Source organism: Bacteroides sp. 2_2_4 (assembly GCF_000157055.1).
Taxonomy (GTDB): Bacteria; Bacteroidota; Bacteroidia; order Bacteroidales; family Bacteroidaceae; genus Bacteroides; species Bacteroides ovatus.
In genome coordinates this window covers 71,997-98,403 of sequence record NZ_EQ973370.1, presented here as the reverse complement: position 1 = coordinate 98,403, position 26,407 = coordinate 71,997, and the positions used below count along the sequence as shown (strand labels likewise).

20 protein-coding genes are annotated in these 26,407 nt (G+C 42.4%); 10 read left to right on the top strand and 10 right to left on the bottom strand.

Annotation, left to right across the window (positions count from 1 at the left end):
• Window positions 1-10 precede the first annotated feature (10 nt).
• The 5 genes from BSCG_RS03505 to BSCG_RS03525 form a co-directional block, all read right to left on the bottom strand.
• Window positions 11-3,103 carry a SusC/RagA family TonB-linked outer membrane protein gene (locus tag BSCG_RS03505; RefSeq protein WP_008777251.1) on the bottom strand — a complete coding sequence of 1,031 codons (3,093 nt, stop codon included), beginning with the start codon at window positions 3,101-3,103 and terminating at the stop codon, window positions 11-13.
• Between the two features lie 13 nt (window positions 3,104-3,116).
• Window positions 3,117-4,487: a hypothetical protein gene (locus BSCG_RS03510; RefSeq protein ID WP_004307931.1), complete on the bottom strand. Its 1,371-nt coding sequence runs from the start codon at window positions 4,485-4,487 to the stop codon at window positions 3,117-3,119.
• A 12-nt stretch (window positions 4,488-4,499) separates the two neighbouring features.
• Window positions 4,500-6,116: an arabinogalactan endo-beta-1,4-galactanase gene (locus BSCG_RS03515; protein WP_008777250.1), complete on the bottom strand. Its 1,617-nt coding sequence runs from the start codon at window positions 6,114-6,116 to the stop codon at window positions 4,500-4,502.
• Between the two features lie 75 nt (window positions 6,117-6,191).
• A complete protein-coding gene (locus tag BSCG_RS03520; RefSeq protein WP_008777249.1) occupies window positions 6,192-9,473 on the bottom strand; it encodes a DUF5107 domain-containing protein in 3,282 nt (1,093 codons plus the stop codon).
• 159 nt (window positions 9,474-9,632) lie between these two features.
• A complete protein-coding gene (locus BSCG_RS03525; protein ID WP_004307928.1) occupies window positions 9,633-11,015 on the bottom strand; it encodes a sugar porter family MFS transporter in 1,383 nt (460 codons plus the stop codon).
• A gap of 171 nt (window positions 11,016-11,186) precedes the next feature.
• Here BSCG_RS03525 and BSCG_RS03530 point away from each other — a divergent pair, with 171 nt between their 5' ends.
• Complete coding sequence (locus BSCG_RS03530) at window positions 11,187-12,089, top strand: AraC family transcriptional regulator (RefSeq protein ID WP_008777248.1); 903 nt, start codon at window positions 11,187-11,189, stop codon at window positions 12,087-12,089.
• A 161-nt stretch (window positions 12,090-12,250) separates the two neighbouring features.
• Here the strand turns inward: BSCG_RS03530 and dnaE are convergent, their stop codons facing one another.
• Window positions 12,251-16,057 carry a DNA polymerase III subunit alpha gene (dnaE, locus tag BSCG_RS03535; RefSeq protein ID WP_008650090.1) on the bottom strand — a complete coding sequence of 1,269 codons (3,807 nt, stop codon included), beginning with the start codon at window positions 16,055-16,057 and terminating at the stop codon, window positions 12,251-12,253.
• Window positions 16,058-16,218: 161 nt separating this feature from the next.
• Here dnaE and BSCG_RS03540 point away from each other — a divergent pair, with 161 nt between their 5' ends.
• From BSCG_RS03540 to BSCG_RS03550, 3 genes are all read left to right on the top strand, one after another.
• Window positions 16,219-16,905, top strand: coding sequence for a phosphatidylserine decarboxylase family protein (locus tag BSCG_RS03540; RefSeq protein WP_004299219.1), 687 nt, complete (start codon window positions 16,219-16,221; stop codon window positions 16,903-16,905).
• Between the two features lie 10 nt (window positions 16,906-16,915).
• Window positions 16,916-17,623 (top strand): CDP-diacylglycerol--serine O-phosphatidyltransferase, encoded by a 708-nt coding sequence (gene pssA / locus BSCG_RS03545; RefSeq protein ID WP_032849783.1) that lies wholly within the window; start codon window positions 16,916-16,918, stop codon window positions 17,621-17,623.
• A 67-nt stretch (window positions 17,624-17,690) separates the two neighbouring features.
• A complete protein-coding gene (locus tag BSCG_RS03550) occupies window positions 17,691-17,981 on the top strand; it encodes a DUF4834 family protein (RefSeq protein ID WP_004306562.1) in 291 nt (96 codons plus the stop codon).
• Window positions 17,982-17,996: 15 nt separating this feature from the next.
• Here BSCG_RS03550 and BSCG_RS03555 read toward each other — a convergent pair whose 3' ends face one another.
• Window positions 17,997-18,434: a nucleoside deaminase gene (locus BSCG_RS03555; protein WP_004299216.1), complete on the bottom strand. Its 438-nt coding sequence runs from the start codon at window positions 18,432-18,434 to the stop codon at window positions 17,997-17,999.
• Window positions 18,435-18,474: 40 nt separating this feature from the next.
• Entirely contained in the window at window positions 18,475-18,708 is a 234-nt protein-coding gene (locus tag BSCG_RS03560; RefSeq protein ID WP_004299215.1) for a hypothetical protein, read from the bottom strand.
• A gap of 67 nt (window positions 18,709-18,775) precedes the next feature.
• On the opposite strand from BSCG_RS03560, the gene BSCG_RS03565 reads away from it, so the two are divergent.
• From BSCG_RS03565 to BSCG_RS03580, 4 genes are all read left to right on the top strand, one after another.
• Window positions 18,776-19,141, top strand: coding sequence for a YraN family protein (locus BSCG_RS03565; protein WP_004326250.1), 366 nt, complete (start codon window positions 18,776-18,778; stop codon window positions 19,139-19,141).
• Between the two features lie 53 nt (window positions 19,142-19,194).
• Window positions 19,195-19,551 carry an MmcQ/YjbR family DNA-binding protein gene (locus BSCG_RS03570; protein WP_004307924.1) on the top strand — a complete coding sequence of 119 codons (357 nt, stop codon included), beginning with the start codon at window positions 19,195-19,197 and terminating at the stop codon, window positions 19,549-19,551.
• Window positions 19,535-20,293 carry a biotin--[acetyl-CoA-carboxylase] ligase gene (locus tag BSCG_RS03575; protein ID WP_032849782.1) on the top strand — a complete coding sequence of 253 codons (759 nt, stop codon included), beginning with the start codon at window positions 19,535-19,537 and terminating at the stop codon, window positions 20,291-20,293. The genes BSCG_RS03570 and BSCG_RS03575 overlap by 17 nt, the downstream gene beginning before the upstream one ends.
• A gap of 86 nt (window positions 20,294-20,379) precedes the next feature.
• Window positions 20,380-21,816 carry a S41 family peptidase gene (locus tag BSCG_RS03580; protein ID WP_008777245.1) on the top strand — a complete coding sequence of 479 codons (1,437 nt, stop codon included), beginning with the start codon at window positions 20,380-20,382 and terminating at the stop codon, window positions 21,814-21,816.
• Between the two features lie 34 nt (window positions 21,817-21,850).
• Here the strand turns inward: BSCG_RS03580 and BSCG_RS03585 are convergent, their stop codons facing one another.
• Window positions 21,851-22,534 (bottom strand): tetratricopeptide repeat protein, encoded by a 684-nt coding sequence (locus BSCG_RS03585; protein ID WP_008777244.1) that lies wholly within the window; start codon window positions 22,532-22,534, stop codon window positions 21,851-21,853.
• Window positions 22,535-22,646: 112 nt separating this feature from the next.
• Here BSCG_RS03585 and BSCG_RS03590 point away from each other — a divergent pair, with 112 nt between their 5' ends.
• Together BSCG_RS03590 and pyrH are read left to right on the top strand one after the other, a co-directional pair.
• Window positions 22,647-23,975 carry an MATE family efflux transporter gene (locus BSCG_RS03590; protein WP_004306553.1) on the top strand — a complete coding sequence of 443 codons (1,329 nt, stop codon included), beginning with the start codon at window positions 22,647-22,649 and terminating at the stop codon, window positions 23,973-23,975.
• A 54-nt stretch (window positions 23,976-24,029) separates the two neighbouring features.
• Window positions 24,030-24,740: a UMP kinase gene (pyrH, locus tag BSCG_RS03595; RefSeq protein WP_004306551.1), complete on the top strand. Its 711-nt coding sequence runs from the start codon at window positions 24,030-24,032 to the stop codon at window positions 24,738-24,740.
• Between the two features lie 105 nt (window positions 24,741-24,845).
• Here pyrH and BSCG_RS03600 read toward each other — a convergent pair whose 3' ends face one another.
• Window positions 24,846-26,399, bottom strand: a complete 1,554-nt coding sequence (locus BSCG_RS03600) for a hypothetical protein (protein ID WP_004306550.1) — start codon at window positions 26,397-26,399, stop codon at window positions 24,846-24,848.
• Window positions 26,400-26,407 lie beyond the last annotated feature (8 nt).

Sequence of the window (26,407 nt, the reverse complement as noted above, 5' to 3'; positions counted from 1 at the left end):
CCAGTATATATTAGAATTTCACATCCAGACCAATAGCAAATGAAGACTGATTCGGATAAGCTCCGATACCGTTTCCGGTTTCAGGATCCATTCCCTTATAAGGAGTAAATACGGCCAGATTGCGCCCCGCGGCATACAGCCTGACTGAACGAATCTTATTCTTGAACCATTGGGCGGGGAAAGTATAACCGATTGACACATTATCCAAACGCAGATACCAAGCCTTCTCAAGGAAGAAGTCACTCTTCTTGGGGTCAACGCCCGAAGAAGCCTCCGCCACACCCGGCAATGTACCCATAGGATTGGCAGGCGACCAGCGGTTCTTTACCTCATCCAAGACATTGACGCCATACGTAATGTCTTCAATTCCATAAATGGACTGCAACTTGATGTCGTTCACCTTCCATCCGTTCAGAGAGCCATACAAGTAAATGTTGGCATCCCAGTTTTTCCAACGGAAAGTATTGTTGATACTGAAAGGAATCGGGGTACTATTTGCCAGTACCACCATGTCGGCTTCATCGAGCACGCCATCTTCTCCCGTTGTCCGGATATAACGCCCTTCACTATCCCGCATCTTTTCGCCTTTCTCATCCAGTTGGTAACCATTCAAATCCTGATACAGAATAGCTCCGGCACCAGATTTCTGGAGATGGTTGTAAGTCCGATCCATCTGAATCAGGCCATTCGTCCTGTATCCGTAGATGTTGTCCCATCTTTCCACATAGTCCTGATAGACAGCAGGAATGAAGTCCGGATCACGTTTCGTTGTGTGATTGCGGTAATAGGAGAAATTGATGTCAGTAGTCCAGCCAAAGTTCTTATTGTCGAAATTTACACTGTGGATACCGATATCTATACCACGGGCACGGTAAACTGTCGCCGAATTGTAATCTATCGTCTTCACTTCCTGATAGGACATCAAATTTTTCTCCAGAATGACATCCTTACGCAGACGTTGGTAGAGGTCGACAGACCCGGACAAACGGTTGTTGAAGAAACCGAAATCAATACCGAAGTTATAGTCGGTCAGTGTCTCCCATTTCAATTTATCATTGCCCAGTTTGGAGATAGCCATACCGTTTACCAAGCTTCCGTTAGGTGCAAATGCGCCTTGTGAAACTTTATAATAGGTATTGATACCGGTGAGGTTGCCCGCATTACCGGTTTGCCCCACACCTGCGCGGAGTTTCAGGTTGCTCAACCAACCGATATTCTTCAGCCAGTTTTCTTCATTCATACGCCAGGCTGCCGATACTCCCGGGAAAGCGCCCCATTGATGCTCCTTTGAGAAGTTGGACGAACCGTCTACGCGGAGATTCACAGTCAAGATATATTTGGATGCCAGCGAATAATTCAAACGTGCAAGGAATGAAGCCATTTCACTAGCTCCCTTATATGAGCTGATAGTCGGTTTTTCCTGCTCACTTGTCCCGATATTGTTCATCAAAGAGCCGTCGTATGGGAATTGTGAAGCGACGATACCCATCCCTTCCCAAGACGACTTCTTATATTCAAAACCAGCCATCAGGTTCACGTCATGTATTTCATTGAACACTTTCGTGTAATTGGCAATCACATTGAACAGGTTCATTTGCGATTTCGCATTTTGCTTGGAAGCCTGACCGTCCACACTATATCCCTTTTTGGTCGTGGTGGGAATGTATTGGTCGGCCTGCACATCTTTCATATCGAAACCGACAGTAGCTTTTATCAGCAAATCTTTGATTGGTCGGAATTCCAGATAACCACTGACAAAAAGGTCGCGGCTCACTGTCTGGTCGGTAATATCCAATAACGAAACCGGATTCGGGTAGACATCACGAATCGGATTTACGGAATATTTACCCTCTTCATCACGCACCGGTACGGTAGGAATAAATGTCATAGCCGAGTATATCAACGCTGAATTATCATTTCGGGCATCACCCAACGGTACATCGTGATACTTTATCTGTGAGAAAGTGGAATTAATACCGGCTTTCAACATACGGTTGATAGTCTGGTCAACATTCAAACGTCCGGTAATACGGTTCATCGAATTATTTTTGGCAATTCCCTGGTGGTCATAATAACTCAATGAGAACAAGTATTTAGTGGCGTCCGTACCGGCAGAAACCGAAAGATTATGTTCATTAACGACGCCTACACGGGTTACTTCATCCATCCAGTCTGTTCCGTCGCCTACGAAATTAGCAATCTGCCCATCAGTATATTTCTTTTCATCCCCACGTCCCAGTTCATCAAACACTTTATTCTGTTCAATCATAAAATCACGCGCATTCAGGAAATCCGGCGCATCCTTAATATACTGGAAAGCAACCGAACCGGAATAAGAGATGTCGGGCTTACCTGTTTTTCCTCGTTTGGTAGTAATCAGAATCACACCGCCCGAAGCATCCGAACCGTAAATAGCCGCCGCGGAAGCATCTTTCAGAATATCAATTGTCTCGATATCATTAGGATTGAGATTAATCAGAGCATTGTCTTTCTCGCCACCACTATATGCTGTTCCTGCTGTCACTGTTTTTGTTGACAACTGCGGCACACCGTCAATTACAATCAACGGACTTTGTCCCGAAAGCCCACCACGAATAGAGATATTCATCGAACCGCCCGGATTGGCACTGTTTTGTGTGATATTCATTCCTGACGAACGTCCACGCAACATGGAACCTACTGAAGCTGATGCAGCCGTTGGCAATTCATCGGCTTTTACGGAAGCCACCGCACCGGAGATACTGCTCTTTTTAGTCGTACCATAGCCGACTACTACAATCTCATCCAATGTTTTAGTGTCTTCTTTCAGTATAAACTCCATCGGTGTAGCGGACGCTTTCTTCTCTTGAGAAATGTAACCGATATACGAAACGGTAATCGTTGCTCCCGAGGGTACGTCAGACAGGCTGAACTTACCGTCCAAATCGGTAATGGAGCCATTGGTAGTACCTTTCACGACTACACTCGCACCAATAATAGCTTCACCAGCCGGGTCTTTCACCAGTCCCTTCACTTGGATATTTTGTGCCATCAGTGAAATAGCCAACAACAGGAAGGTAAAAAAGAATCCTGTCCTCGCACATATTGAATATATTGTTTTCATAGTTGTTCTCTTTTTATTCTGTTACTTTCTTGATTGTAGCCCAAAGAATAGCTGTATCGAAGGTGATTTGCACTGCACCGTCATAGTCGCTTGCATAGCTTGCCACACTGCCACCTGCGCTTGTAGTATCTTCCCACCAGCCGCATCCGGTCGCATCGCCCCAATAGCGGAGAACATATCCCCAGTCGGACACACGGGCTGCATAGTATTGGCGCGTACTTGAATAACTGCCGATTTGGTGCAAGGTAGAGGTATAACGATATCCATTGCGCGCCATCTCTGTAGCAGGCGTACCCCAATCGGCAAAATCACTGAAGCCACAGCCGGACACGGTGAGCGATCCTGTATAGGTTGTCGCTGAAGGTTCCAGTTTCCACATGCTATAAGTATGTGCCTGCAAATCAATCCAAACACCATAATAGCCTGACTCAGCCACCGTAACAGGTACCACATAATCATTATTATTCATCAGTTTTGAATTAACGTAAGGACTTACACCGAAAAGGTCACCGTCCATCGTTTTCTCAGCCGTAAAATAGATTTGGAAGTTCGCCTTGTCAGCATAAATTTTTCCTTCATATTGGTATTCTCCCTTGCGGGTCATCGGTGCATAGTAGCCGTCAAGGTAGTCGTCAGCTTTCTCCGAAGCATTAACCACCCACATTACAGGGTAATCTTCAAATGGTTCTTCCTTCTCTGCCAACATAACAACAACCGTAGTAATGACAACAGTTTCATTGCCTCCGGCATCCGTTATAGTCAAAGTGACAGGAAATTCTCCCGTAGTAAAATCAATAGTACGTTTCAATTCTCCATTACGCCCGGTTACTTTTACCGTCTCATCTATTTGCATACTGGGGATTTGAAGACGAATATCTTTCAACTCGCGATCATCGGTGAACTTCACATTCAGACTCCAACTTCCTTTATTTGCGGCTGCATCGAAATCTACTGCTATCCGCGACGGAAGTTGGGTTTGCATAATCGGACTCTCCATATCAGCGACATAAGTCAGCAGCACATTTTTCTTGCTTTCCCGACCGTCTACGTCACGGATAGTAATCAATAAATATTCTTCAAAACTAGCGTTTTTCGGTACAATGAGCCGATAATCATAATTAAAGACTTTGGGCTTCTGCCCGCCCAGTTCATATACTTTATGAATCCCCCATTGTTCACAACTTAACGTGACGCTTTCCAATCCTACATAATTAGATGCGGTTCCTGATACCAAAACGGTGTCACCGGGAAACGTCTCTATCTCATCACTCATTACATAAAGACCGGGAGCCACATCTTCCTTATCATCATCGCAACCGACAACAAAATATATAAGTGCCAGCAACAAACTGATTTTTCCGAATCTACTTAAAATATTCTTCATGGTATCTTCCTTTTAGTTGTTATATTTGAATGCATCCAATACTTCCAATCTATTTCCTTCATAACCAAACAAGGTGGTATTGCTTACATAATTCTTGGCACCCAGTTCCCATCCCATGCCTTCCACTTCGATAAAGATAGGATCCCAATAAAGAAAACCAAGTATGCGGCAGTCTTTCGCTTGCTTTATTTCTTTTATTTGTTCAAGCATGAAGTTTTTCTGTCCAAGCGGGGAAAAATCCAAATACGGCCCGTTGTCCGACAGTTGCCCCTGAGTTCCGTCAGGCAAAGTCTTGTCCCAGCTATATCCAGTTTCCATAATTAAAATATCCTTATCAAATTTAGCTGTGATATAATCCGCCCATTCACGCATTTGTGCTGCCGTATTTTTCGTCCAGAAAGGATAATAAGAAGTACCGATTATATCATATTTCGTATTTCTTTTTTTCAGTTCACCATAATACCAGTTATACAAGTCTTTATCTCCGGCACCTGCCGAGTGAATAATGACCTTTGAATCCGGTGATACAGCTTTCACCGCATCATAACCTGTATTGAATAGTTCGGAAAGCTGCGCAAAATTGTCACAACTTCCATCCGGATATAACATGCCGGCTTGTACTTCATTACCCAACGAGACAAATTCGGGAGTCGTCCCCTGTGCTTTCATCTTATTCATGAAATCAAAGGTAAAATCGTAGAGTGCTTTTTTCAGTCCATCAAAGTCGAGCCCTTCCCATTCATGAGGTTTGTTCTGGTCTTCTCCATTTGTCCAGTAATCACTATAATGGAAAGTCAACTGTATCTGCATACCGGCTTGTTTGGCTCTTTTTGCCAGCCGCAAAACATCTTCCGGCCCTGAAATACCTGCGGGCAAACGGTTGGAAGGAGAATAGTCCGGATTTCCCGGGTCATTGTACAGACGGAGACGGACAATGTTGAAACCATTATTCTTCAATATTTCGATACAGTCTTTTTCTTCTCCGTTTTCATAGAATTTGCCACCCATCTGCTCTACGTAAGTCAGTTGCGAGATATCACCGCCTTTCAGCAGATTAAATTCCTTTTCTGTTTTCTTCAAACGCAGTCCGTCAAAGCGACTCCAGTTTGCTTCAGCCGATTCGCTGTGGATTTCAATATCACATTTACCGCCTTCCACTTTTATCCCGCGTACATAAGAGCGAACCCAGGTAGAAGGAGATGCTTGTAATGAAGTCATTTTCTTAGTATCAGTGCCGGCTGCCACATAACAGGATATTTGTCCTCCGGTACTTTTATAATAAAATTCAAGGTCATAAATACCATCTTCCAGACCGTTGACAGTCTGACGGGTAGATACCGTATACGCCGAGGTTGCTCCATACTGTAAAGCATAATTGCCTTCACATCCCCCTTGTACCACTTTCGCGGCAGAATAGTCCCCGCTTACTGTCCAGCCTTTAGGAGAAGCTGTTTCGGCAGCGTCTTCTTCAAAACTTCCGTTAGGTACTTTCACCACTGTAACAGCAGGTTCGGGGTTAGCGACTGCTACCGGATCGTCCGAACAAGCAGCCGTACTGCACACAATGGAAAAGCTAATTGCAATAAAGCCTGTAATTTTCATGATTAAACCGTTTTTAATATTTCTCATGTCATTGCTATTTAAGGTTTATATAAAAATAAACTTGTGACGATGCTTTAAAATAAACACCGTCACTAAGTTGTCCTATCCTATCAGGCTTCTGAAAGCCTGAATACCCTGATGATTAATGTCCAATCTTTCGACCTCACTTAATAACCGGAGGGATTTCTCTTTCCGGTTCAGTCCCCAATATCCTAATGCCATCATATATTTGCAGTGAATTACGTTTCTTATCGTCAAGTCATCCTCCCAAATCAATAAGTCGGGTAGTGACACTGCAAAATAATCCATTTTAATCTTGTCAAACAAGTGTTTTTCTCCATAAGAAGTCAATTTATGAAAGCGGCCGTTAGCCTCATCCATACGCCCGAGTTTCAATAATGCCAGACCTTGATAGAATATTTTATCAGGTTTCGCATCATTGTAGTACATGGCGGCAGCCGGTTCGGTAGGTCCGATGATTGCCTGTTCCCAACATTCCACAGCCTTGTCATGTTGTCCCAATCCTTCGTAAGCACAACCCAGGAAGTAATAAAAATCATTCTCCTGTGCACCATACAATTTGCCTTCACCAAGATGATGCGGATATTCCAGACATTCTTCCAATAATGATATTGCTTCTTTATTCTCACCGGCAGTTAATGCTTTCTTTGCCAATTCCACACGAGCCAGTTGATATTGGGCAGGCACTTTTCCTTCGCCACCCTCCCAGGGATGGAAGTTATGTGCATCCAATACCGTTTTCGCCTTTTCGTACTCTCCTGTCTGATTCAACAAGGTGATTTCTTCCAGTATCAGGTCATCACGCTGCTTAATAAGTTCAGGATATTGTTGCAGGAAAGCTAGGCGCTCTTTGTGCGAACGACGGACACGCTTGTAAAGTTGATCGAGTTCCATCAAGATACGTGCATCGGTTGTGTCAAGGCGGAAAGCACGTTCCATACATTCGATGGCTTTCGCTTCCTCATTTTTCTTGTTGAAGAATGCCAAAGCCAGGTTACGCCATACGGTCGGAAAGCTACCGTCCAGTCTTGCGGAAGTTTCCCATGCTTCCATAGCCAGGTCGTACTGGCGCTTGTCGTAATACAGATTACCCAAATAGTAAGGAGCTCTTGCATCGTCCGGATTCTGTACCATGGCACATTGCAAAGCAAGAATTGCTTCCAAACGGTTGGGAAAACAGTAATCGGGGCAAGCTTTGACTGCATCGGCAAATGCCTGTTTCACTCCGGAAAGTCCCCCCTGGTGCAGACACCAGCCCAGATAATAGTAAGTCATTGGTGTAACAATACCTTCGGCAATGGCTATATTCCATAAGGAAGCAGCTTCCTGCCAACAACCTGCGGCACAATAGTCAAGAGCTATTTCATCATAGTTGTGAGGTTCTCCACGCATCATCTCTTTCATGACAGACAATTCGTCGACTACGTTCGTTATCAGATACTTCTCATAACGACAGCCAAAGTTGAATTTATCAATAGCCAATGAGTCTTCAATCAGTTGCAGGGCTTCTTCGGTTCTGCCCATCCGGCGGAGAATAGCAGTTTTCAGAGCGCGAGCTTTATGATTATGCCAGTTGCGGATAAGCGAACGGTCTATTTCGTCTAAGGCATCTTCCAAACGACTTTGCATGGTAGAAATCTGCGCGCAGGCAAAGTATCCCGCATCCTGCCAGGCGGCATTCCAACAAGATTTATAGAAACGGTCGTAAGCCTCATTGTATCGTCTCTGGTATTTCAAGGCAAGACCGAGATTATAGATCGGTTCTCCGTCGTATGGATTCGGATTACGTTTCTGTAAGGTCTTTACGGCTGTAAGCAAGTATTGCTCCGCTTTATGGAAACGGCCTTTACGGATATACCATAGACCAAGCGCATTGTTATTACGCACATCAATCGGATCACGGCGCAATGCTTCTTCGTAGTATTCTACGGGATTGTATGTGGCGTGTCTGTACTGTTCCAAGTGTAAGCCGGTCAGATAAAGCTGTTCAGTAGTCTTTATTTCTTCCGGGAGCAGGGCTGCTTCAGCAGCGTCGGGAATAGGTTTCACTTCTTCCGGTTCTGCATGCCAATAAAGTAATTCCCTTCCGTTTGCCGTGATTTCAAGAATCAGTTTGTCGAGCTTCTCACCATTCACATTTACCGTTTCATCCAGCAATTCTTCCGGAGTGATAGTCACTTCCTTGCTATAATATATTTTCCCGTCTTCACCTTTCAAGACAACATTTACCGTTTGGCGCGAAGTAGCAAATATCTTGAAGCGAACGCTGTCCTCCCCTTCCGGTTCAATATTCATCAGCAAATCCCTGCTGGCATTCTTCACCACTCCCAATTCCCGGTAAGGCAGGAAATATTGAACGAAGCTCTTTTCTTCGTAAGGTTGGAGCCAGGTAAAGTCCGGTTGATTTTCGGTATAGACACCTGCCATCAGTTCAATGTACGGCCCGTCTTCGTCCGTCAGGTTGCGGTCCCATGCGCGGCCAAAGTCGCCGTTTCCCCACGTCCACTGTTTCTTGCCCGGAGAAATGTGGTGGTTCGCTACATGAAGCATGCCGGCACGAGTATCATTCTCATATCCACCCTCAAAGTTAAAGCGGGAGTTGACAGCCATATAGGAAGTAGGAACCTTGATATTCTTATAGTTCGAGATATCTACTCCGGCAGAATAATCCATCTTGTAGTAAGTACCCGTTGCGATGGGGAAACTGGATACGGCACGCTTTCCATGGTCGAAAACGGCATTGATATCGGGCGGGAATACGCTCTGATAGTAGTCGTTCACCGCTACGGCAGGGTTTGCCCACCACAGGAAGGTCTGCGGTACTTCAGTACGATTGTAAAGTACTCCCTTGATTTCAAGAAAAGCATGTCCCGGACGAAGCGTAAAACCTGCCATTCCTTTCTGATGAAACATACGTTCCATTTCATTCACCCATACCGTGACACTTCCGTCAGCATTTTCCTCAATAGTCGTATCTACAGGCATGTAGGTGCTGGGGCGGTGATGTTGAGGCCAGTTAAACTCAATGCCGCCTGAAATCCACGGTCCGGCAAGCCCTACCAAAGCAGGCTTTATCACATGATTATAATAAATGAAATGACGTTCTCTAATTTTATCGTATGCCATTTGTACACGTCCGCCCAGTTCGGGCAGAATCATGACCTTAATGTATTCGTTTTCGATAAAAATAGCATTGTATTCCTTATCCACTTTCTCATCAGACATCGATTCAATCACAGGATAAGGATAGACCACCCCGCTACTGCCTTGATATACGCGTTTCTCCAAGAATATTGGATTCTTCTCCGGTTTGCCTACTTCATAAGTAGGTATAACCACCTTTTCTTTCCATGCTTTTACCATCGTATTATTGATTATAAATTTGTTTTTGTATTCGTTGACAAAGAGATCAAGAGACAAAGAGGGTCAGGGACAGGGAGATTTTACATTCTCCCTGCCTGATTGATGATGTTATCCAATACCTATTTACTTACTTGTTAATTTGCCAACCTGTTGTTTTTTTTATTTGATTAAATCCTTTTCCAATGCTTCCAGTGATTTGCCTTTCGTTTCGGGCAACGCACGGAAGAAGAACAAATAGCCGACAGCACAAATGACTGCATAAATCCAGAATGTACCACTGCTTCCCAAGAAATTATTCAGTAACGGGAAAGTGTATGTCAGCGTGAAACTACCTACCCACAAAGCAAATGTACAGGTTGCCATTGCAACGGCACGCACCCGGTTCGGGAAGATTTCGGCAAGCAGCACCCAAGTGATAGGCCCCAGGGACATTGCATAACAAGCGATAGCCAGCACAACAAGTACCACCATAAAGAATCCGCTTACCTCGAAGAAATAGCAAGTGCCGAGAATGAGATAAATGCCAGCCAGCCCTCCGGCACCCAAAAGCATCAGAGCGCGACGTCCCAAGCGTTCGACTGTATAGATAGCCACAAAAGTAAAAACTACATTCGCCACACCTGTCACCACAATATTAAAGAGAACATCTCCCAACGAATACCCTGCAGACTGGAATATCTCCTGCGCATAATTGAAGATTACATTCGTACCGCACCATTGCTGGAATACAGCCACAATAATGCCTAAAACAAGTACCTTGCGGAACGGACGGCTAAACAATAACCGCAATCCTCCTTCCGACTTCGAAGAACCGGTTTCTTCCACCAAGCGAAGTTCCTGATCGGCATAATCATCACCACCTATTTTACTAAGCACATTCCATGCTTTCTCTTCTTTTCCTTTCATCGCCAGCCAGCGGGGACTTTCGGGGATGAAACATGCCAACAACAAGAATATCGCAGCAGGGAAGGCAGCCGCCCAAAACATCCATCGCCATCCCATCTGCCCGTTCCATGAAGCACAAATATCCACAGGAGAAAAGTCTGCAGGAATAGGTTCTGCAATCAGCCAGTTAGTGATTTGAGCGCCCAGGATACCGAGTACAATCGTCAATTGATTTAGCGAAACGAGTTTTCCCCTAATTGACGTAGGAGCTACTTCGGCAATATACATGGGAGAAAGTCCCGAAGCAATTCCGATTCCGATGCCACCTAAAAAACGGGCTGCCAAAAACCAACTAAATGCGGAAAACGCTCCGGTAGCATAAGCTGAAGACAAGAATATGAAAGCAGAAATTATCAGGAGAGGCTTACGTCCATAACGGTCTGCCATCATGCCTGCCACCATAGCGCCAATCAAACAACCGAGCAAAGCCACGCTCATGGCAAGTCCCTGCATGGCGGGTACATCGGCAATATCGAAATAGAGTTCATAGAAAGGCTTCGCTCCCCCTATCACCACCCAGTCGTAGCCAAAGAGAAGTCCGCCCATCGCAGAGACTAAACATATAAAATAGACAAACTTTTTATTATAACTTTTCATACCATTAGAAGATTGATTAATTGATACTGCAAAGATAGAGCATGTCAAGAGCATAAAAAATAGAATTTCATTCGATAAAGATGGACAATCTTATTTTTTGCAGTTTATTTGATAGATAAGATACATTGTTATATATTTGCGCAGAACAGTCGAATCATATACTATGAGATTATGGTAAAGTTGAAAGATGGATTTACCGGAGAAAGAGCTTTAGTGCTTCCCCGCATTATCGTTGACAAAATGGAAGAAGACCCTCTTACCTCCATGCTACACATTACTGACATCGGATATTATCCGAAAGCCAAGCATCACTTCCGGGAACGGAAAGAGCCTATCAACCAGTATGTATTCATCTATTGCATAGACGGGGCCGGATGGTATCGCATCGGCAATCAGGAATATACCGTATCCGCCAACCAGTATTTTATCCTCCCTGCGGGAGTTCCCCATGCCTATGCTTCCGACAAATCGTATCCATGGACTATTTACTGGATACACTTTAAAGGTATTCTCGCTCCCTTTTACGCTCAAGAGGCAAGCCGCCCAATGGATATCCAACCTGAATCGCATTCACGCATCAGTACACGAATCAATTTATTTGAAGAGATATTCAATACTTTGAAGAATGGTTATAGTAATGAGAACCTGCGTTATGCATTCTCTATGTTTCATTTTTATTTGGGAACATTGCGATATATACAACAATTTCGCAATGCAACTGCAAATAATGATGCAGCAGAAGATGAAAATGTAAGCGAACTGGCTATTCATTATATGAAAGAGAATATGGAAAAGCATCTTAGCCTACAAGATATAGCCGATCAGATCGGATATTCTCCTTCCCACTTCTCCCTGTTGTTCAAAAAGAAAACAGGCCATAGTCCTTTGACCTATTTCAACTTATTAAAGATACAGCAATCCTGCCAGCTACTCGACACTACTGATATGAAAATTAATCAGATATGCTATAAAATAGGTATAGAAGATACCTATTATTTCTCCCGGTTATTCAGCAAAATCATGGGGATGTCTCCACGTGAGTATCGTAAATCGAAAAAGGATAACAAAGATTGAAAAAATAGCACACAACTATATAAATAAAAAGAGACTATGTTTTCTACAACATTGTCTCTTTTATTATTTTTCTAAATTTTAAATTAACCTCCTTATCTTTGTTCCATAAAGAAATAGACAAAGCAAAATTCTTATTTCAAAACGCCATAAATCACCAATAATCAATTTATATGAAATCCCAGTTCCGGACGTTCCTTTAAATATGTTATTAAATCCCGCCCCACCGAAAGCTTAATCGGACGGGAAATCAAATCAATTGACATGTGGCTTACATCGGCATCATCCGTCACTTTAAAATACAATTCCGTATTTCCCGGATGTTCCTTAGTCAGAGTGGCAAGTTCAGTAACCAAAGCCGAGTTCAAGACTGACAGAGGAATGATAATCGTGATCTTCTGCACCAGTTCTTCTTTCACATCGGGAAGAAGCTCCATAGAGGTGATTTTCACTTCCAATTCATCCTGCCGCCATTGTTTGGCTTGACAGCGAGCCTTGATATACAAGAACGTTCCTTCATTGAGATATCCCTGATAAGTCACCCAGTCGTTTCCCCAGAATGGAATCTCGGTAGAACCGGAATAGTCCTCAATCTTGGCAATACCATACGGATTTCCGTTCTTGCTAACTCCACGACGAACACTGGTCACAATTCCTCCCATCGTTATTTCACGACCAACAAGTGCAGCTTTATCTTCCAAATCCGCCATCCGTGTATTGCAGACATGTTCCAATACGATAGAAAATTCATCCAACGGATGAGCAGAAAGATAGATACCGACCAAATCACGCTCACGATTCAGACGATCAAGATCACTCCAACGTTCTACACCTTGAGGAATTTCAGGAGTTGCAACATCAATAACGTTTTCACCACCGAACAAAGAATTGACAGCAGCTGCCTTATCTGCCTGATAGCGGTTACCATAACGCATCAATGTTTCCAGAAATACCTCACCTTTAGAATTTACAGCAAAATATTGTTCCCGTTTCAGTTCAGGAAAACTATCAAACCCTCCGGCTAATGCCAGACATTCCATATTCTTTTTGTTGCAGGCATTCAGGTTGACACGTTGCACAAAGTCGAATATACCGAGAAAAGGACCATTCTTACGCCGTTCCTCCATTATGCTTTGTACAGCAGCTTCACCTACACCTTTGACAGCACCAAGTCCGAAACGAATATCACCGTCATGGTTTACGGTAAACTTCAGGTTACTTTCATTCACATCCGGTCCCAGCGTCTGAATACCCATTGCTTTACATTCGTCCATCAGTTTCGTGATATCAGTAATGTTCGACAAGCTTCGGCTCATCACAGCAGCCATATATTCAGGAGGGTAATTGGCTTTCAGATAGGCTGTTTGGTAAGCCACCCACGAATAACAAGTAGCATGTGATTTATTGAAAGCATAAGACGCGAATTTTTCCCAGTCTGTCCAAATCTTCTCAAGCACTTTCGGGTCATGTCCATTCTTTCGTCCGCCTTCAATAAACTTAGGTTTCATGTGATCCAACTTGTCACGCAACTTCTTACCCATGGCCTTACGGAGTGCATCAGACTCACCACGAGTAAAGTCTGCCAATAAACGTGACAGAAGCATCACCTGTTCCTGATAGACCGTAATCCCATACGTATCCTTCAAGTACTTTTCCATTACAGGAATATCATACTCAATCGGCTTGCGTCCATGTTTACGATCAATAAAATCAGGGATATAATCCATCGGTCCCGGACGATAAAGGGCATTCATGGCAATCAAATCTTCGAATGTAGAAGGCTGCAATTCGCGCAGGTACTTCTGCATACCAGCAGATTCAAACTGGAATGTACCAATCGTACGTCCGTCACTATATAATTTATAAGTAGCCGGATCAGAAATATCTATCGCATCGACATCCACTTCAACATTACGACTTAAACGGATATTTTCAACAGCTTCTTTGATGATAGACAAAGTTTTCAGACCGAGGAAGTCCATCTTAATCAACCCAGTATCTTCAATCACCGAGCCTTCATACTGGGTAACAAGCATCTTTTCGCCCGTTTCCTTATCATCAGCAGTGCTGACAGGTACCCAGTCAGTAATATCATCACGGCAAATAATCGTACCGCAAGCATGTACACCTGTACCACGCACGTTGCCTTCAAGCATTTTGGCATACTTGATCGTATCCCGCAATAGAGGATCAGATGACGCTTCCGCTGCTTGCAATTCGGGAACATAAGCAATGGCATTCGGCAAATTAAGTTTCTTGTCAGGAATCTTGTCAGGAACCAGTTTACACAAACGATCGGATTCTGACAAAGGTAGCTTTTGTACACGCGCGACATCCTTGATAGCCATCTTTGTCGCCATAGTACCATACGTAATAATATGAGCAACTTTTTCCTGACCATATTTATTTGTCACCCAACGAAGTACCTCACCACGACCGTCATCATCAAAGTCCACATCAATATCGGGCAAGGAAATACGGTCTGGATTCAAGAAACGTTCAAACAGCAAATCATATTGGATAGGGTCTATCTTCGTAATACCCAAACAATAAGCCACTGCTGAACCTGCTGCCGAACCACGTCCCGGACCCACCGACACACCCAGTTCCTTACGTGCCGCATTGATAAAGTCCTGTACAATCAAGAAGTATCCGGGGAAACCCATCGTTTTCATGATGTACAATTCGAAGTTCATTCGTTCTTTGACTTCTTCCGTTAGAGGTTCACCATAAATTCTTTTAGCTCCGTCAAAAGCCAGTTTTGCCAAATAATCTCCTTCAAGTTTTATACGATAAAGTTTATCATAACCACCCAAGCGTTTAATTTTTGCTTTCGCATCCTCTTCACTTAATACCACATTACCATGTTCATCTTGAGTAAACTCGTCGAACAAGTCTTTTTCTGTAAACTTCTCCCGATACCCCTCCTCTGTTCCGAAATCTTCGGGAATGGCGAAAGTCGGCATAATAGGCGCATGGTCGATGGAGTAGTATTCTACCTTATCAAGAATCTCCAGTGTATTGCTCAATGCTTCGGGCACGTCGGCAAAGAGTTCGTTCATCTCTTCGCGTGTCTTCATCCATTCCTGTTTGGTATAAAGCATACGGGTAGGATCATCCAAATCCTTACCGGTACTCAAACAGATCAAACGGTCGTGCGCTTCCGCATTCTCTTCGTCTACAAAGTGAACGTCATTCGTACAAATCAGTTTGACATTGAATTTCTTAGCATACTCTATCAAATGTTTGTTCACATTCACCTGCAACGGATAACACTCATGATTGGCACGGGGAACAGTCGCTTTATGGCGTTGTAACTCCAGATAGTAGTCATCGCCAAACAAGTTCTTATACCATTGTATTGCTTCCTCCGCTTCGGCAAATTGCCCGGCAGTAATCCGCTTCGGCACCTCACCACCGAGACAGGCTGAACAAATAATAAGTCCTTCGTGATATTTTTCGAGTTCGCTACGGTCAGTACGCGGACGCATATAATAACCGCGCGTCCACGCGTGCGATACTAATTTAATAAGGTTGTGATAACCAGTTTCATTCTTAGCCAATACGATCAGGTGATAACCACTCTGGTCGGGCTTGCCTTCTTTCAGGTCCATGGTACGGCGTGCCACATACATTTCACAACCGATGATCGGTTTGAATAGTTTGTTTTCCGCTTCCACGATCTTAGCTTTGCAAGCAGCAATCTCCGCCTCTTTATCCTCGCACTCTATCGTGCCGGCCTCAATTCCTGCAATTCGCTTCTTCAGGTCCTTGACTTCACCTTTCGGACCGCTGTTCTTCTTATTGACGTAGTTCGTAAATTCCTTGATACCGAACATATTTCCATGATCGGTCACGGCTATACCCTTCATCCCATTCTTCATAGCTTTATCAACCAGACGAGCTACGCTAGCCTGACCATCCAACAAAGAATATTGAGTATGGACATGTAAATGAACGAAATCCTGCATAATGATAAGTAGTTAATTTGAAGGCATAAAATTACTACCTCCCGGGTTATAAACAAAAATAATCCTCAAAAAGTTATCAACATTCGCATTTCTATGCTCATTTACTTGCTGAATTTTTAAATTAAGTATATTTTTGCAGACAATATCATTAAACAGCATTCATGGGCCGACTAAAGAAATTGAAGAAAATACGTATTCACCGCGAAGGAACACATATATTATGGGCTAGCTTCTTGCTATTGCTATTGATTAATGCGGCTCTTTATTGGGGGATCGATTGCAAAATACCATTTTATGTGGTAGCAGTAGCGAGTATAGCAGTCTATCTGCTGATGGTGAATTTCTTTCGATGTCCGATCCGTCTCTTCGGACAGGACACTGAAAAGATTGTCGTAGCACCCGCCGATGGAAAAATCGTCGTTATCGAGGAAGTCGATGAAAACGAATATTTCCATGACCGCCGGTTAATGATATCCATCTTCATGAGCATTGTGAATGTACATGCCAACTGGTATCCGGTGGACGGTACCATTAAAAAGGTAGCACATCATAATGGAAACTTCATGAAAGCATGGCTGCCGAAAGCCAGCACAGAAAACGAACGTTCTACGGTAGTAATCGAAACTCCGGAAGGAGTGGAAGTACTCACCCGGCAAATTGCCGGAGCAGTGGCACGCCGTATTGTCACCTACGCTGAAGTAGGAGAAGAATGTTATATTGACGAACACATGGGATTTATCAAATTCGGTTCCCGTGTGGATGTGTATTTACCCATTGGCACAGAAGTATGTGTCAGCATGGGACAATTAACGACTGGTAACCAAACGGTTATCGCCAAACTTAAATAATTCTGTCACAATGACAAACGTTATTAAAAACAGTATTCCGAATACCGTAACCTGCCTGAACCTTTTCTCCGGTTGTATTGCCTGCGTCATGGCTTTTGAAGCCAAATATGAGCTGGCACTACTTTTCATTGCTTTAAGTTCCATTTTCGACTTCTTCGACGGATTGTTGGCTCGTATGCTCAACGCACATTCCATTATCGGAAAAGACTTGGACTCATTGGCAGATGATGTCAGTTTTGGAGTTGCTCCTTCACTGATCGTATTCTCTCTGTTCAAAGAAATGTATTATCCGGCAAGTATGGAGTTCATCGCTCCTTACCTACCTTATTTGGCATTCTTGATTTCTGTTTTTTCAGCATTGCGCCTGGCTAAATTCAATAATGACACGCGACAGACCAGTTCTTTTGTGGGACTTCCGGTTCCCGCCAACGCTCTGTTCTGGGGTTCTTTAGTGGCGGGTGCACATGACTTCCTGATATCAGACAACTGCCATCCTGTCTACCTTCTTATACTTGTCTGTCTGTTTTCCGGACTGCTGGTATCAGAAATACCGATGTTTTCGCTGAAATTTAAAAATCTGTCATGGAATGACAACAAAATCAGTTTTATATTCCTGATTATCTGCATTCCTCTTCTTATATTTCTTGAAATCAGTAGCTTTGCCGCCATCATTGTATGGTATATTTTACTTTCACTTTTTACAAGAAAAAGTAAATAAACAATCTCTTGGCACGTTTGTTGTACTATGAGTTTTATCGAAGTAACAACATAAAAATCATAGCCCGATGCATATACTTTTATTCATACTCATTTTTATTATTGCCATTTTCGTATTTGGCCTTTCTATTATCGGCTTCATACTAAGAACGATTTTCGGATTAGGACGTGGTTCTTCTTCATCACGCCCGAAACAAACGGAATCGGGACGTACAAGCCAACAGGACTATGGCCAAAGAGATCGCCGTTCAAATGATGATGAAGAGGAAATATATTCCGAGAATGTTCCGGAGAAAAGACATAAAAAAATATTCACCCAGGACGATGGTGAATATGTAGATTTTGAGGAAATCAAATAAAACAGGATACTGCTTTTATTTTCGTTTCGCAGCAAAGAACTCTTTCATTAATGTAGCGCATTCGTCAGCCATTACCCCTTTTACAACCACCGTTTTAGGATGTAGAGCCGAACCGGCATATTTCTGATAGCCGCGTTTTTCATCTTCAGCGCCAAATACAAGTTTACCAGTCTGTGCCCAAGCAATAGCTCCGGCACACATTACGCAAGGTTCAACCGTGACATACAGGGTACATTCGTTCAAGTACTTGCCACCAAGCACATTGGCAGCAGCTGTAATAGCCTGCATCTCGGCATGAGCCGTTACATCATTCAATGTTTCTGTGAGATTATGGGCACGTGCGATAATCCGCTCCTTACAAACCACGACAGCTCCAACGGGAACTTCCCCCCGCTCGGCAGCCTTTCCTGCCTCTATCAAAGCTTGTTTCATGAAGTAAATATCGTCCAGCATTCCACCCTTTAATTTTGAATCTATTATTTTTATTATCCCCCTATCGTCTCATGTCGTGTTCACCAAAAAGGGTTGGATAATCTTCTTCCATATTCTTATGAATAAACATGAGAATCGTTTCACGAAGCCAACGTGACTTGTTCGTTATCTTATATTTCTCAAGATAACGATCTACAATCAGCTGTTCTTCGTCGCTCAATAAAATGCTCATCCGTCGTTCCCTTTTGGTACACTCGACATGCATTTTCAGGCACTTCTTACTCCTTTTTCTCATATCTTCTGCAAAATTACTTTTACTTCTGTAAATACAAAGAATAAAAGCAGTAAATTTGCAAAAAAAGATGGCTAAACATAATGATTTAGGAAAAGCCGGAGAAAATGCCGCCGTAGCTTATCTTGAACAGAAGGGGTATCTCATCCGTAACCGGAACTGGAGAAAAGGACATTTCGAACTGGACATTGTAGCAGCAAAGGATAATGAACTGATTGTAATAGAAGTGAAAACCCGCAGTAATACTCTGTTTGCAGAGCCGGAAGATGCTGTTGATTTACCTAAAATAAGACGTACGGTACGCGCAGCGGATACCTATATCAGATTGTTTCAGATTGACTCTCCTGTACGCTTTGATATCATTACGATAGTAGGCGATGAGATAAATTTCAAGGTTGAACACATAGAGGAAGCATTTTATCCTCCTTTATATTAAAGTTCACTACAGAAGATGCAGAATACATAGAGTTATTATATAATCGAATCATTATGAATGTAGAAACTGTCAGAGAATACTGCCTCAACAAGAAAGGAGTTACCGAGTCTTTCCCTTTCGATGATGTATCACTTGTTGTCAAGGTGATGAACAAAATGTTTGCTCTCATCGATTTGGAAGAAGCCAATCACATCGCATTGAAATGTGATCCGGAAAAAGCGATCGAACTACGCGAACATTATTCAGGAATTGAAGGAGCTTATCATTTTAATAAAAAATACTGGAACAGTGTTCGTTTTGAGAGTGACGTAGACGATAAACTGATGAAAGAACTTATCGATCACTCTTATGATGAGGTAATCAAGAAATTTACTAAAAAGTTACGCGCAGAATATGATGCCCTCCCCTGATATATTCCCGGTTCCATTGATTCATATCAGCGAGACTAATTCTACCAACAACTATCTGCAGTCTCTCTGTTCTAAACAAAAAGTGGAAGAACTCACTGTCGTAGTCGCCGACTTTCAGACTTCCGGTCGTGGACAACGCGGCAACTCTTGGGAATCAGATTCCGGTAAGAATCTTCTTTTCAGCATCGTCATCTTCCCTGAATTCCTGGAAGCACGACGCCAGTTTCTCATTTCACAGATTATTTCTTTGGCTATTAAGGAAGAACTGGATACCTATACCACCGATATCTCTATCAAATGGCCGAACGATATTTATTGGAAAGAAAAGAAAATATGTGGAATATTGATAGAAAATGACCTGATGGGACGGAACATCAGTCAAAGTATAGCAGGGATTGGAATCAATATTAATCAGGAAACGTTTCACAGTTTTGCCCCTAATCCTGTTTCACTGCGACAAATTACAGGAAAAGAGTTCGATCTATTTGAAATACTGAAGAACATCGTATTGCGTATCCAATCTTATTATAGTTTACTTAAAAAAGGCAATACGGAATCAATAGTCTGCCAATATGAAATGTCTCTTTTCAGAAAGGAAGGAATGCATCGTTTTAAAGATGCCAACGGTGAATTTCTTGCACGAATCATTTGTGTAGAACCCGAAGGAAGATTAATACTGGAAGATGAAATACTAAACAAAAGAGGCTATATGTTTAAGGAGGTGGAATATTTACTGAAATAATCATCACTTAACAAACTATTATTGCTACATTGTGTTGAAAAAATAAATATATTTGTGAATTAGCAACCTTATAAAAAATGAGAAAAATGACGAAAGCTCAATTCGGCCTACATATATGGATAGGAATATTCCTTTGTTTATTTAGCGTGTCTTGTTCAGATGATGATACAGATTCGATAAAAGGAGACGATGATGATACGGATCTTAGCATAAATCATTGGATAGAGAAAAAATTGCGTAACGATTATTTATGGTATAATGAGTTACCAGCAACTAACAAAATAGATTACACAGCCGACCCTGAAACTTTCTTTTATTCATTGCTCAGTCTGAACGATGGCAAAACAAGGAATGGAAAACACCTCTACTACTATTCTTACATGGAGAAGAATAAAGATTATAAAACACGTACCAGTATTGATGCAGACAATACCTATGGAATGGAATTTACATTGTTTAATATAGTAGATGGAAATAACAAACCTTTAGGATATTATTATGCCCGAGTAGTGTATATTCTACCCAATAGCCCTGCACATGCAGCCGGTTTGGAACGAGGAGATTGGATTATAGGTATAGATGGAAAAAATAATATAAAAGAAGGAAATTACAAGGCCCTATTGAATGGTTCTGCTTCTCAATGGATTATAAAACACAATTCAGAAACTAAGACAATTGCCATAGGAGCTTCTACGGCAGTCGAAGATAATCCGTTATATTATCATGACGTACTTACGTTTGGAGATAAGAAAATAGGCTATCTGGTTTACAACCATTTCACTCCGGGGCCAACGGGCGTAGATGATCGTACTTATGATGAAGAAATGAAAACCATATTTGCCGATTTCCAATCAAAAGGAGTGAACGAATTTGTATTAGATTTGCGCTATAACGGGGGCGGTTATGAACATTCGGCCAATATGCTAGCAGGACTTTTGATTTCCGAAGAGTACAAAGATAAAGTCTTTGGTATTTTTTCCAACAACAAAGGGAAAGTGACACACACCAGATATTTCAATACGGAAACTGGAGGAACGACAGGCTATTTGAAGCTTAATTCTAATCGCATTTATATCTTAACAAGTGAAAATACCGCATCATCCTCAGAATTGGTTATCAGCAGTTTGGAACCCTTCATGAATATCATACTCATCGGTGAATTAACAGAAGGGAAAAATGTCGGAATGCAGAAGTATTCAGATGATCAATATGAATGGGCGTATTGGCCTATTACTACAAAAGTTACCAATGCTGTACATTCAGACTATAGTGCCGGATTTACCCCCGATTACGATTGGAACGAGTTTAATTTAGCCCAAAATCCAGAAGACACTTTGCTCCCTTTAGGCAGCTCTGATGAGTTTATGTTAAACAAGGCCATTACTCTGATAACGGGAACCAATCGGAATACAAGAAACATAACAATGTCGTCTCAAACAATACAAAGAAGCCAACCTATATATCAATCGATAGATCGCCATACTACTGGTGGAGTGCTACTTTGTCCGATTGAGATGGAATAAAAATACCTTGAGAATAGAAAAAGAGGTGAACCACCTAGCGATTCACCTCTTTTTCTATTCTCAATATCTTATCCAATGTCTTTTGAGCTTCTGTCGATGGAAAACGTAGAACAACTTTCTGTAAAGAGTTACGCGCTTTCTCATACCGGGTAGTAAACAACTTCGATAATCCATCCCGATAGCGGGCATACTGCATTTTAGTGGGAGAAGGAAGTTTTTTGTAATCCGTTTCTAACTTTTTCTTCTCCTGCTCTGCCATCAAATAATAATAGTTTCCTAAAAAGATATTAGCAGCCAGATTATCCGCATCGAGTTGCAATATTTTTTCGTACATACGCAAAGCATCTTTTTCTTGTCCGCGGCACACTTGCATTTCCGCACATGTTTCCAAACAATCTACATTATTTGGGTCCTTTTGCAGCAACTCTTTGTAGAACAAATAAGCTTTGTCGTAATTCCGTTTCTTTTTATAGGCGAGAGCTAATTCAGTAGCCAGTTTGGAGCTAATTTCACTATTCTTGTCCACATTCGTCCAATAATACATTTCCGTACGGTCTATATTCAGAGGAATAGTCTGTCGGAAATAGCTCACAGCCTGTCCATTCTGCCCAGCCTCAATGGCGGCAGATATTTTCTGCAACATCTCATCAACCGACTGTGCATTCAGCGCCAGCGGCAGTGAGAATAAAGAGATAAAAAAAATAGTTAAGGTCCTCATAATCCATCTGATTGCTATTTAGTTCGTGATTCACAAAGATACAACAAAAAAATTAAAAATGTACCTTTGTGGACGAAAAGAACAATCAATTTGATAAAAGTGTTTCTATAAAATGATAGATAAAAAACAATCCTCCGAAAACAGACGAATATTACGGATAGCCATACCATCGATTATATCAAATATTACCGTCCCGCTACTAGGACTTATCGATGTTACCATCGTAGGACACCTCGGTTCTCCGGCCTACATTGGAGCCATCGCTGTAGGGGGAATGTTGTTTAATATTATCTATTGGATTTTCGGATTCCTACGCATGGGGACGAGTGGCATGACCTCACAAGCGTATGGGCAGCATGATCTAAATGAAATCACCCGGTTACTGTTACGTTCCGTTGGCGTAGGATTGTTTATAGCTCTTTGCCTGTTGATACTCCAATACCCCATCCTGAAATTGGCATTCACTCTGATACAAACCACACCGGAAGTCGAGCAACTGGCAACTACTTATTTCTATATCTGTATCTGGGGAGCTCCCGCCACATTAGGACTTTATGGATTCGCCGGTTGGTTTATCGGAATGCAGAATTCACGCTTTCCCATGTATATCGCTATTACTCAAAATATTGTCAATATTGTAGCCAGCCTATCCTTTGTCTACTTGTTGGATATGAAAGTGGCAGGAGTGGCAACAGGAACTTTAATAGCCCAATATGCAGGTTTCTTCATGGCCATATTGCTATATATGCACTATTATAGTGTACTAAGAAAGCGGATTGTATGGAAAGAAATTATACAGAAACAAGCCATGTACCGTTTCTTCCAAGTCAACCGGGACATCTTCTTCCGTACCCTTTGCCTGGTTGTGGTCACCATGTTTTTCACCTCTGCAGGAGCCGCCCAAGGAGAAATTGTATTAGCTGTAAACACCTTGCTCATGCAACTATTCACTCTGTTTTCTTACATCATGGACGGATTTGCTTATGCCGGTGAAGCACTGGCCGGCCGCTACATAGGTGCCAAGAATCAAACAGCCTTACGCAACACTGTACATCACCTTTTCTATTGGGGATTAGGTCTTTCATTGATATTCACCATCCTTTATGCAATCGGTGGAAAAGAATTTCTGGGCCTACTAACCAATGACACTTCAGTAATCAACGCTTCAGACACTTATTTTTACTGGGCACTTATCATTCCGCTAGCTGGCTTTTCTGCTTTCCTGTGGGATGGAGTATTTATTGGTGCCACCGCTACCCGTCAGATGCTTTACTCCATGTTAGTCGCTTCCGCCAGCTTCTTCGGAGTATATTACGCTTTCCATCCTCTCCTGGGAAATCACGCCCTGTGGCTGGCTTTTCTCATTTATCTTTCCCTGCGAGGGGTTGTACAAACCTTTTTGGGAAGGCAAATAATGAAAAAAGTAATCGCATCCCAGTGAGGCTATCCGATAAATTATCTCTATATTTGCGGCAAACAATAAAAAGCAAAAGGTATGGCAAAGTATAAAAGAATCTTACTAAAGCTCAGTGGAGAGAGCTTGATGGGCGAAAAGCAATACGGCATTGACGAAAAAAGACTGGCAGAATATGCTCAACAAATCAAAGAAATCCACGAACAAGGGGTACAGATTGGTATCGTCATCGGAGGAGGTAATATATTCCGCGGATTAAGCGGAGCCAATAAAGGTTTTGACCGTGTGAAAGGTGACCAAATGGGAATGTTGGCTACCGTTATCAATAGCCTCGCTCTAAGTTCTGCTCTTGTGGCTACCGGTGTAAAAGCACGTGTATTGACAGCAGTACGGATGGAACCTATCGGTGAATTCTACAGTAAGTGGAAAGCCATCGAATGTATGGAAAACGGTGAAGTGGTCATTATGTCTGCAGGAACGGGAAATCCTTTCTTTACTACAGATACCGGCTCTTCACTTAGAGGAATAGAAATCGAAGCAGACGTTATGCTGAAAGGTACTCGCGTAGATGGCATTTACACAGCTGATCCTGAAAAAGATCCTACCGCAACCAAATTCGATGATATTACGTATGATGAAGTGTTGAAACGTGGTCTGAAAGTTATGGATTTAACTGCGACCTGTATGTGCAAAGAAAATAACCTGCCTATCGTCGTATTTGATATGGACACAGTAGGTAACTTAAAGAAAGTAATCAGCGGAGAAGAGATAGGTACGTTAGTACACAACTAATCAGAAAATAAAAAGTGTGAATTTTGCAACAGTAGTTTTTATCAAAGCTATACAGCGAAATTCGCACTTTTTATTTCTTTTCAAATATTATATCGAAACGAATACCTATTTATCAAAATACTGGATCAAATCATACGCATTAAAATTCAATTCGCGGGCAAAGAAAGATAAATAAGGAAACAACTGATAAGAATTATCATAAAGACCCTTATTGGCAGGTTTCGACGAATTATCCGTACCATCATCATCCTGATATTTAAACCAATGCCATCCGATACAATTCTTAGCTTCAAGCAATCCTAATGTAAAATGCTGATAAGCATAAGCCCTCTCATTTTGTGTAGGAACAGAATACCCGGCTCCCGACTGGTTATTCAGATCGGAATCCTCCACCCCTTTCGTATAAAACTCACTTACAAGAAACGGCTTATCTGCCCAACTTGCCCAGTCTGCAATCGCTGTTGTCAGTTCGGGACTCCAACGGCTATAATAGTTGATAGAAATGACATCACAATATTTTCCGGCAGCTCTCATCACTCCCTCCATATATTTAGGAGTTCCATGCAATCGAGTCCCCAGATAAAGCAGCTTATCATCTACTTTCATCACTGCCTCTTTCACTGCTTTATAATATTTCTCTGCTACGATGCCTGCAAACTCATTATTCAAGGCATCCGTCACACTTTGCACGCCCTTGGAATCCATAAAGCTTTTTGCCGCAACATAAGCCGGATCATTCGAACTGTTGATAGCCAGGAAACGATCCAAAATCCGGGAACTGTTTGAAGAGAAGTTTATCTCATTATCCGAAAAGAACCCCAAGACATTAGGATCACGCAAATAATCTGCGAAAGCACTACCTGCCAAATATGAATCACACCATTCGGCCCATCCATTATAAAACACAAGACCTGCAGCATTATCATCGCTTCCTCCGGGATAATTATAAGACTTCGCACTCTTGAACTGGCTTAGAAAAGCAAATGAAGGCGCCAAAGTCAACGGACTGCTCGGATTGGAAGCATTATGAGTCTGAATCAGTGAATAAGTACCTGTACAGAAGGCACCTGTACCATGAAAGCCAATCTCGCTCAATTCACGTTGAGTAGTAGACAGCCATTTCTCATCAGTTCCAAACCTACTATTCCAAGCCGCTTTATTACGACTGGAAGTCCCCTTACGCAAAGAAGTCGCACTGCGTTCCAGATGTAAACAACCTTCTGGATCAACCAACCACCAACGTCCATCTATCTTCTTCGTATAAAACCTGCCCGTAGCTGCTTGTTTCGGAAGCGTTGTCGAACTTCCATATTTATTCACCGACTCCTGATACGCTTTCAATGTCTTAATAGCCGGTTTATATCCATCCATATAAGCAATAATACGTGTATTCCCCGTTGTCCAACTGGATATGGGAGGATAAGCACTGGAATACTTGACACTGATAGGGCGATACATATTGGCATTTAATGACGGAGCATATACCACAGAGGCTCCAGGAACGGGTAAATCTTCCGGGTATTCCGACTCCACATCTCCCCCACCCATCACTATATCAGGAGGCATAAAATTAGGGTCCTTATCATCATCATCCGTACAAGAAACCATAGGAATAGAAGTTATAAACAGTAAAGCTCCCAGTATAAATATTTTTTTCATGGTGTGTA

Coding starts and splice junctions, on each gene's coding strand:
- pyrH (WP_004306551.1), top strand. CDS start 24,030: ATGGCAAAGTATAAAAGAATCTTACTAAAGCTCAGTGGAGAGAGCTTG.
- BSCG_RS03550 (WP_004306562.1), top strand. CDS start 17,691: ATGCATATACTTTTATTCATACTCATTTTTATTATTGCCATTTTCGTA.
- BSCG_RS03520 (WP_008777249.1), bottom strand. CDS start 9,473: ATGGTAAAAGCATGGAAAGAAAAGGTGGTTATACCTACTTATGAAGTA.
- BSCG_RS03525 (WP_004307928.1), bottom strand. CDS start 11,015: ATGAAAAGTTATAATAAAAAGTTTGTCTATTTTATATGTTTAGTCTCT.
- dnaE (WP_008650090.1), bottom strand. CDS start 16,057: ATGCAGGATTTCGTTCATTTACATGTCCATACTCAATATTCTTTGTTG.
- BSCG_RS03565 (WP_004326250.1), top strand. CDS start 18,776: ATGGCTAAACATAATGATTTAGGAAAAGCCGGAGAAAATGCCGCCGTA.
- BSCG_RS03560 (WP_004299215.1), bottom strand. CDS start 18,708: ATGAGAAAAAGGAGTAAGAAGTGCCTGAAAATGCATGTCGAGTGTACC.
- BSCG_RS03600 (WP_004306550.1), bottom strand. CDS start 26,399: ATGAAAAAAATATTTATACTGGGAGCTTTACTGTTTATAACTTCTATT.
- BSCG_RS03510 (WP_004307931.1), bottom strand. CDS start 4,487: ATGAAGAATATTTTAAGTAGATTCGGAAAAATCAGTTTGTTGCTGGCA.
- BSCG_RS03530 (WP_008777248.1), top strand. CDS start 11,187: ATGGTAAAGTTGAAAGATGGATTTACCGGAGAAAGAGCTTTAGTGCTT.
- BSCG_RS03575 (WP_032849782.1), top strand. CDS start 19,535: ATGATGCCCTCCCCTGATATATTCCCGGTTCCATTGATTCATATCAGC.
- BSCG_RS03570 (WP_004307924.1), top strand. CDS start 19,195: ATGAATGTAGAAACTGTCAGAGAATACTGCCTCAACAAGAAAGGAGTT.
- BSCG_RS03590 (WP_004306553.1), top strand. CDS start 22,647: ATGATAGATAAAAAACAATCCTCCGAAAACAGACGAATATTACGGATA.
- BSCG_RS03580 (WP_008777245.1), top strand. CDS start 20,380: ATGACGAAAGCTCAATTCGGCCTACATATATGGATAGGAATATTCCTT.
- BSCG_RS03515 (WP_008777250.1), bottom strand. CDS start 6,116: ATGAGAAATATTAAAAACGGTTTAATCATGAAAATTACAGGCTTTATT.
- BSCG_RS03585 (WP_008777244.1), bottom strand. CDS start 22,534: ATGAGGACCTTAACTATTTTTTTTATCTCTTTATTCTCACTGCCGCTG.
- BSCG_RS03540 (WP_004299219.1), top strand. CDS start 16,219: ATGGGCCGACTAAAGAAATTGAAGAAAATACGTATTCACCGCGAAGGA.
- pssA (WP_032849783.1), top strand. CDS start 16,916: ATGACAAACGTTATTAAAAACAGTATTCCGAATACCGTAACCTGCCTG.
- BSCG_RS03555 (WP_004299216.1), bottom strand. CDS start 18,434: ATGCTGGACGATATTTACTTCATGAAACAAGCTTTGATAGAGGCAGGA.
- BSCG_RS03505 (WP_008777251.1), bottom strand. CDS start 3,103: ATGAAAACAATATATTCAATATGTGCGAGGACAGGATTCTTTTTTACC.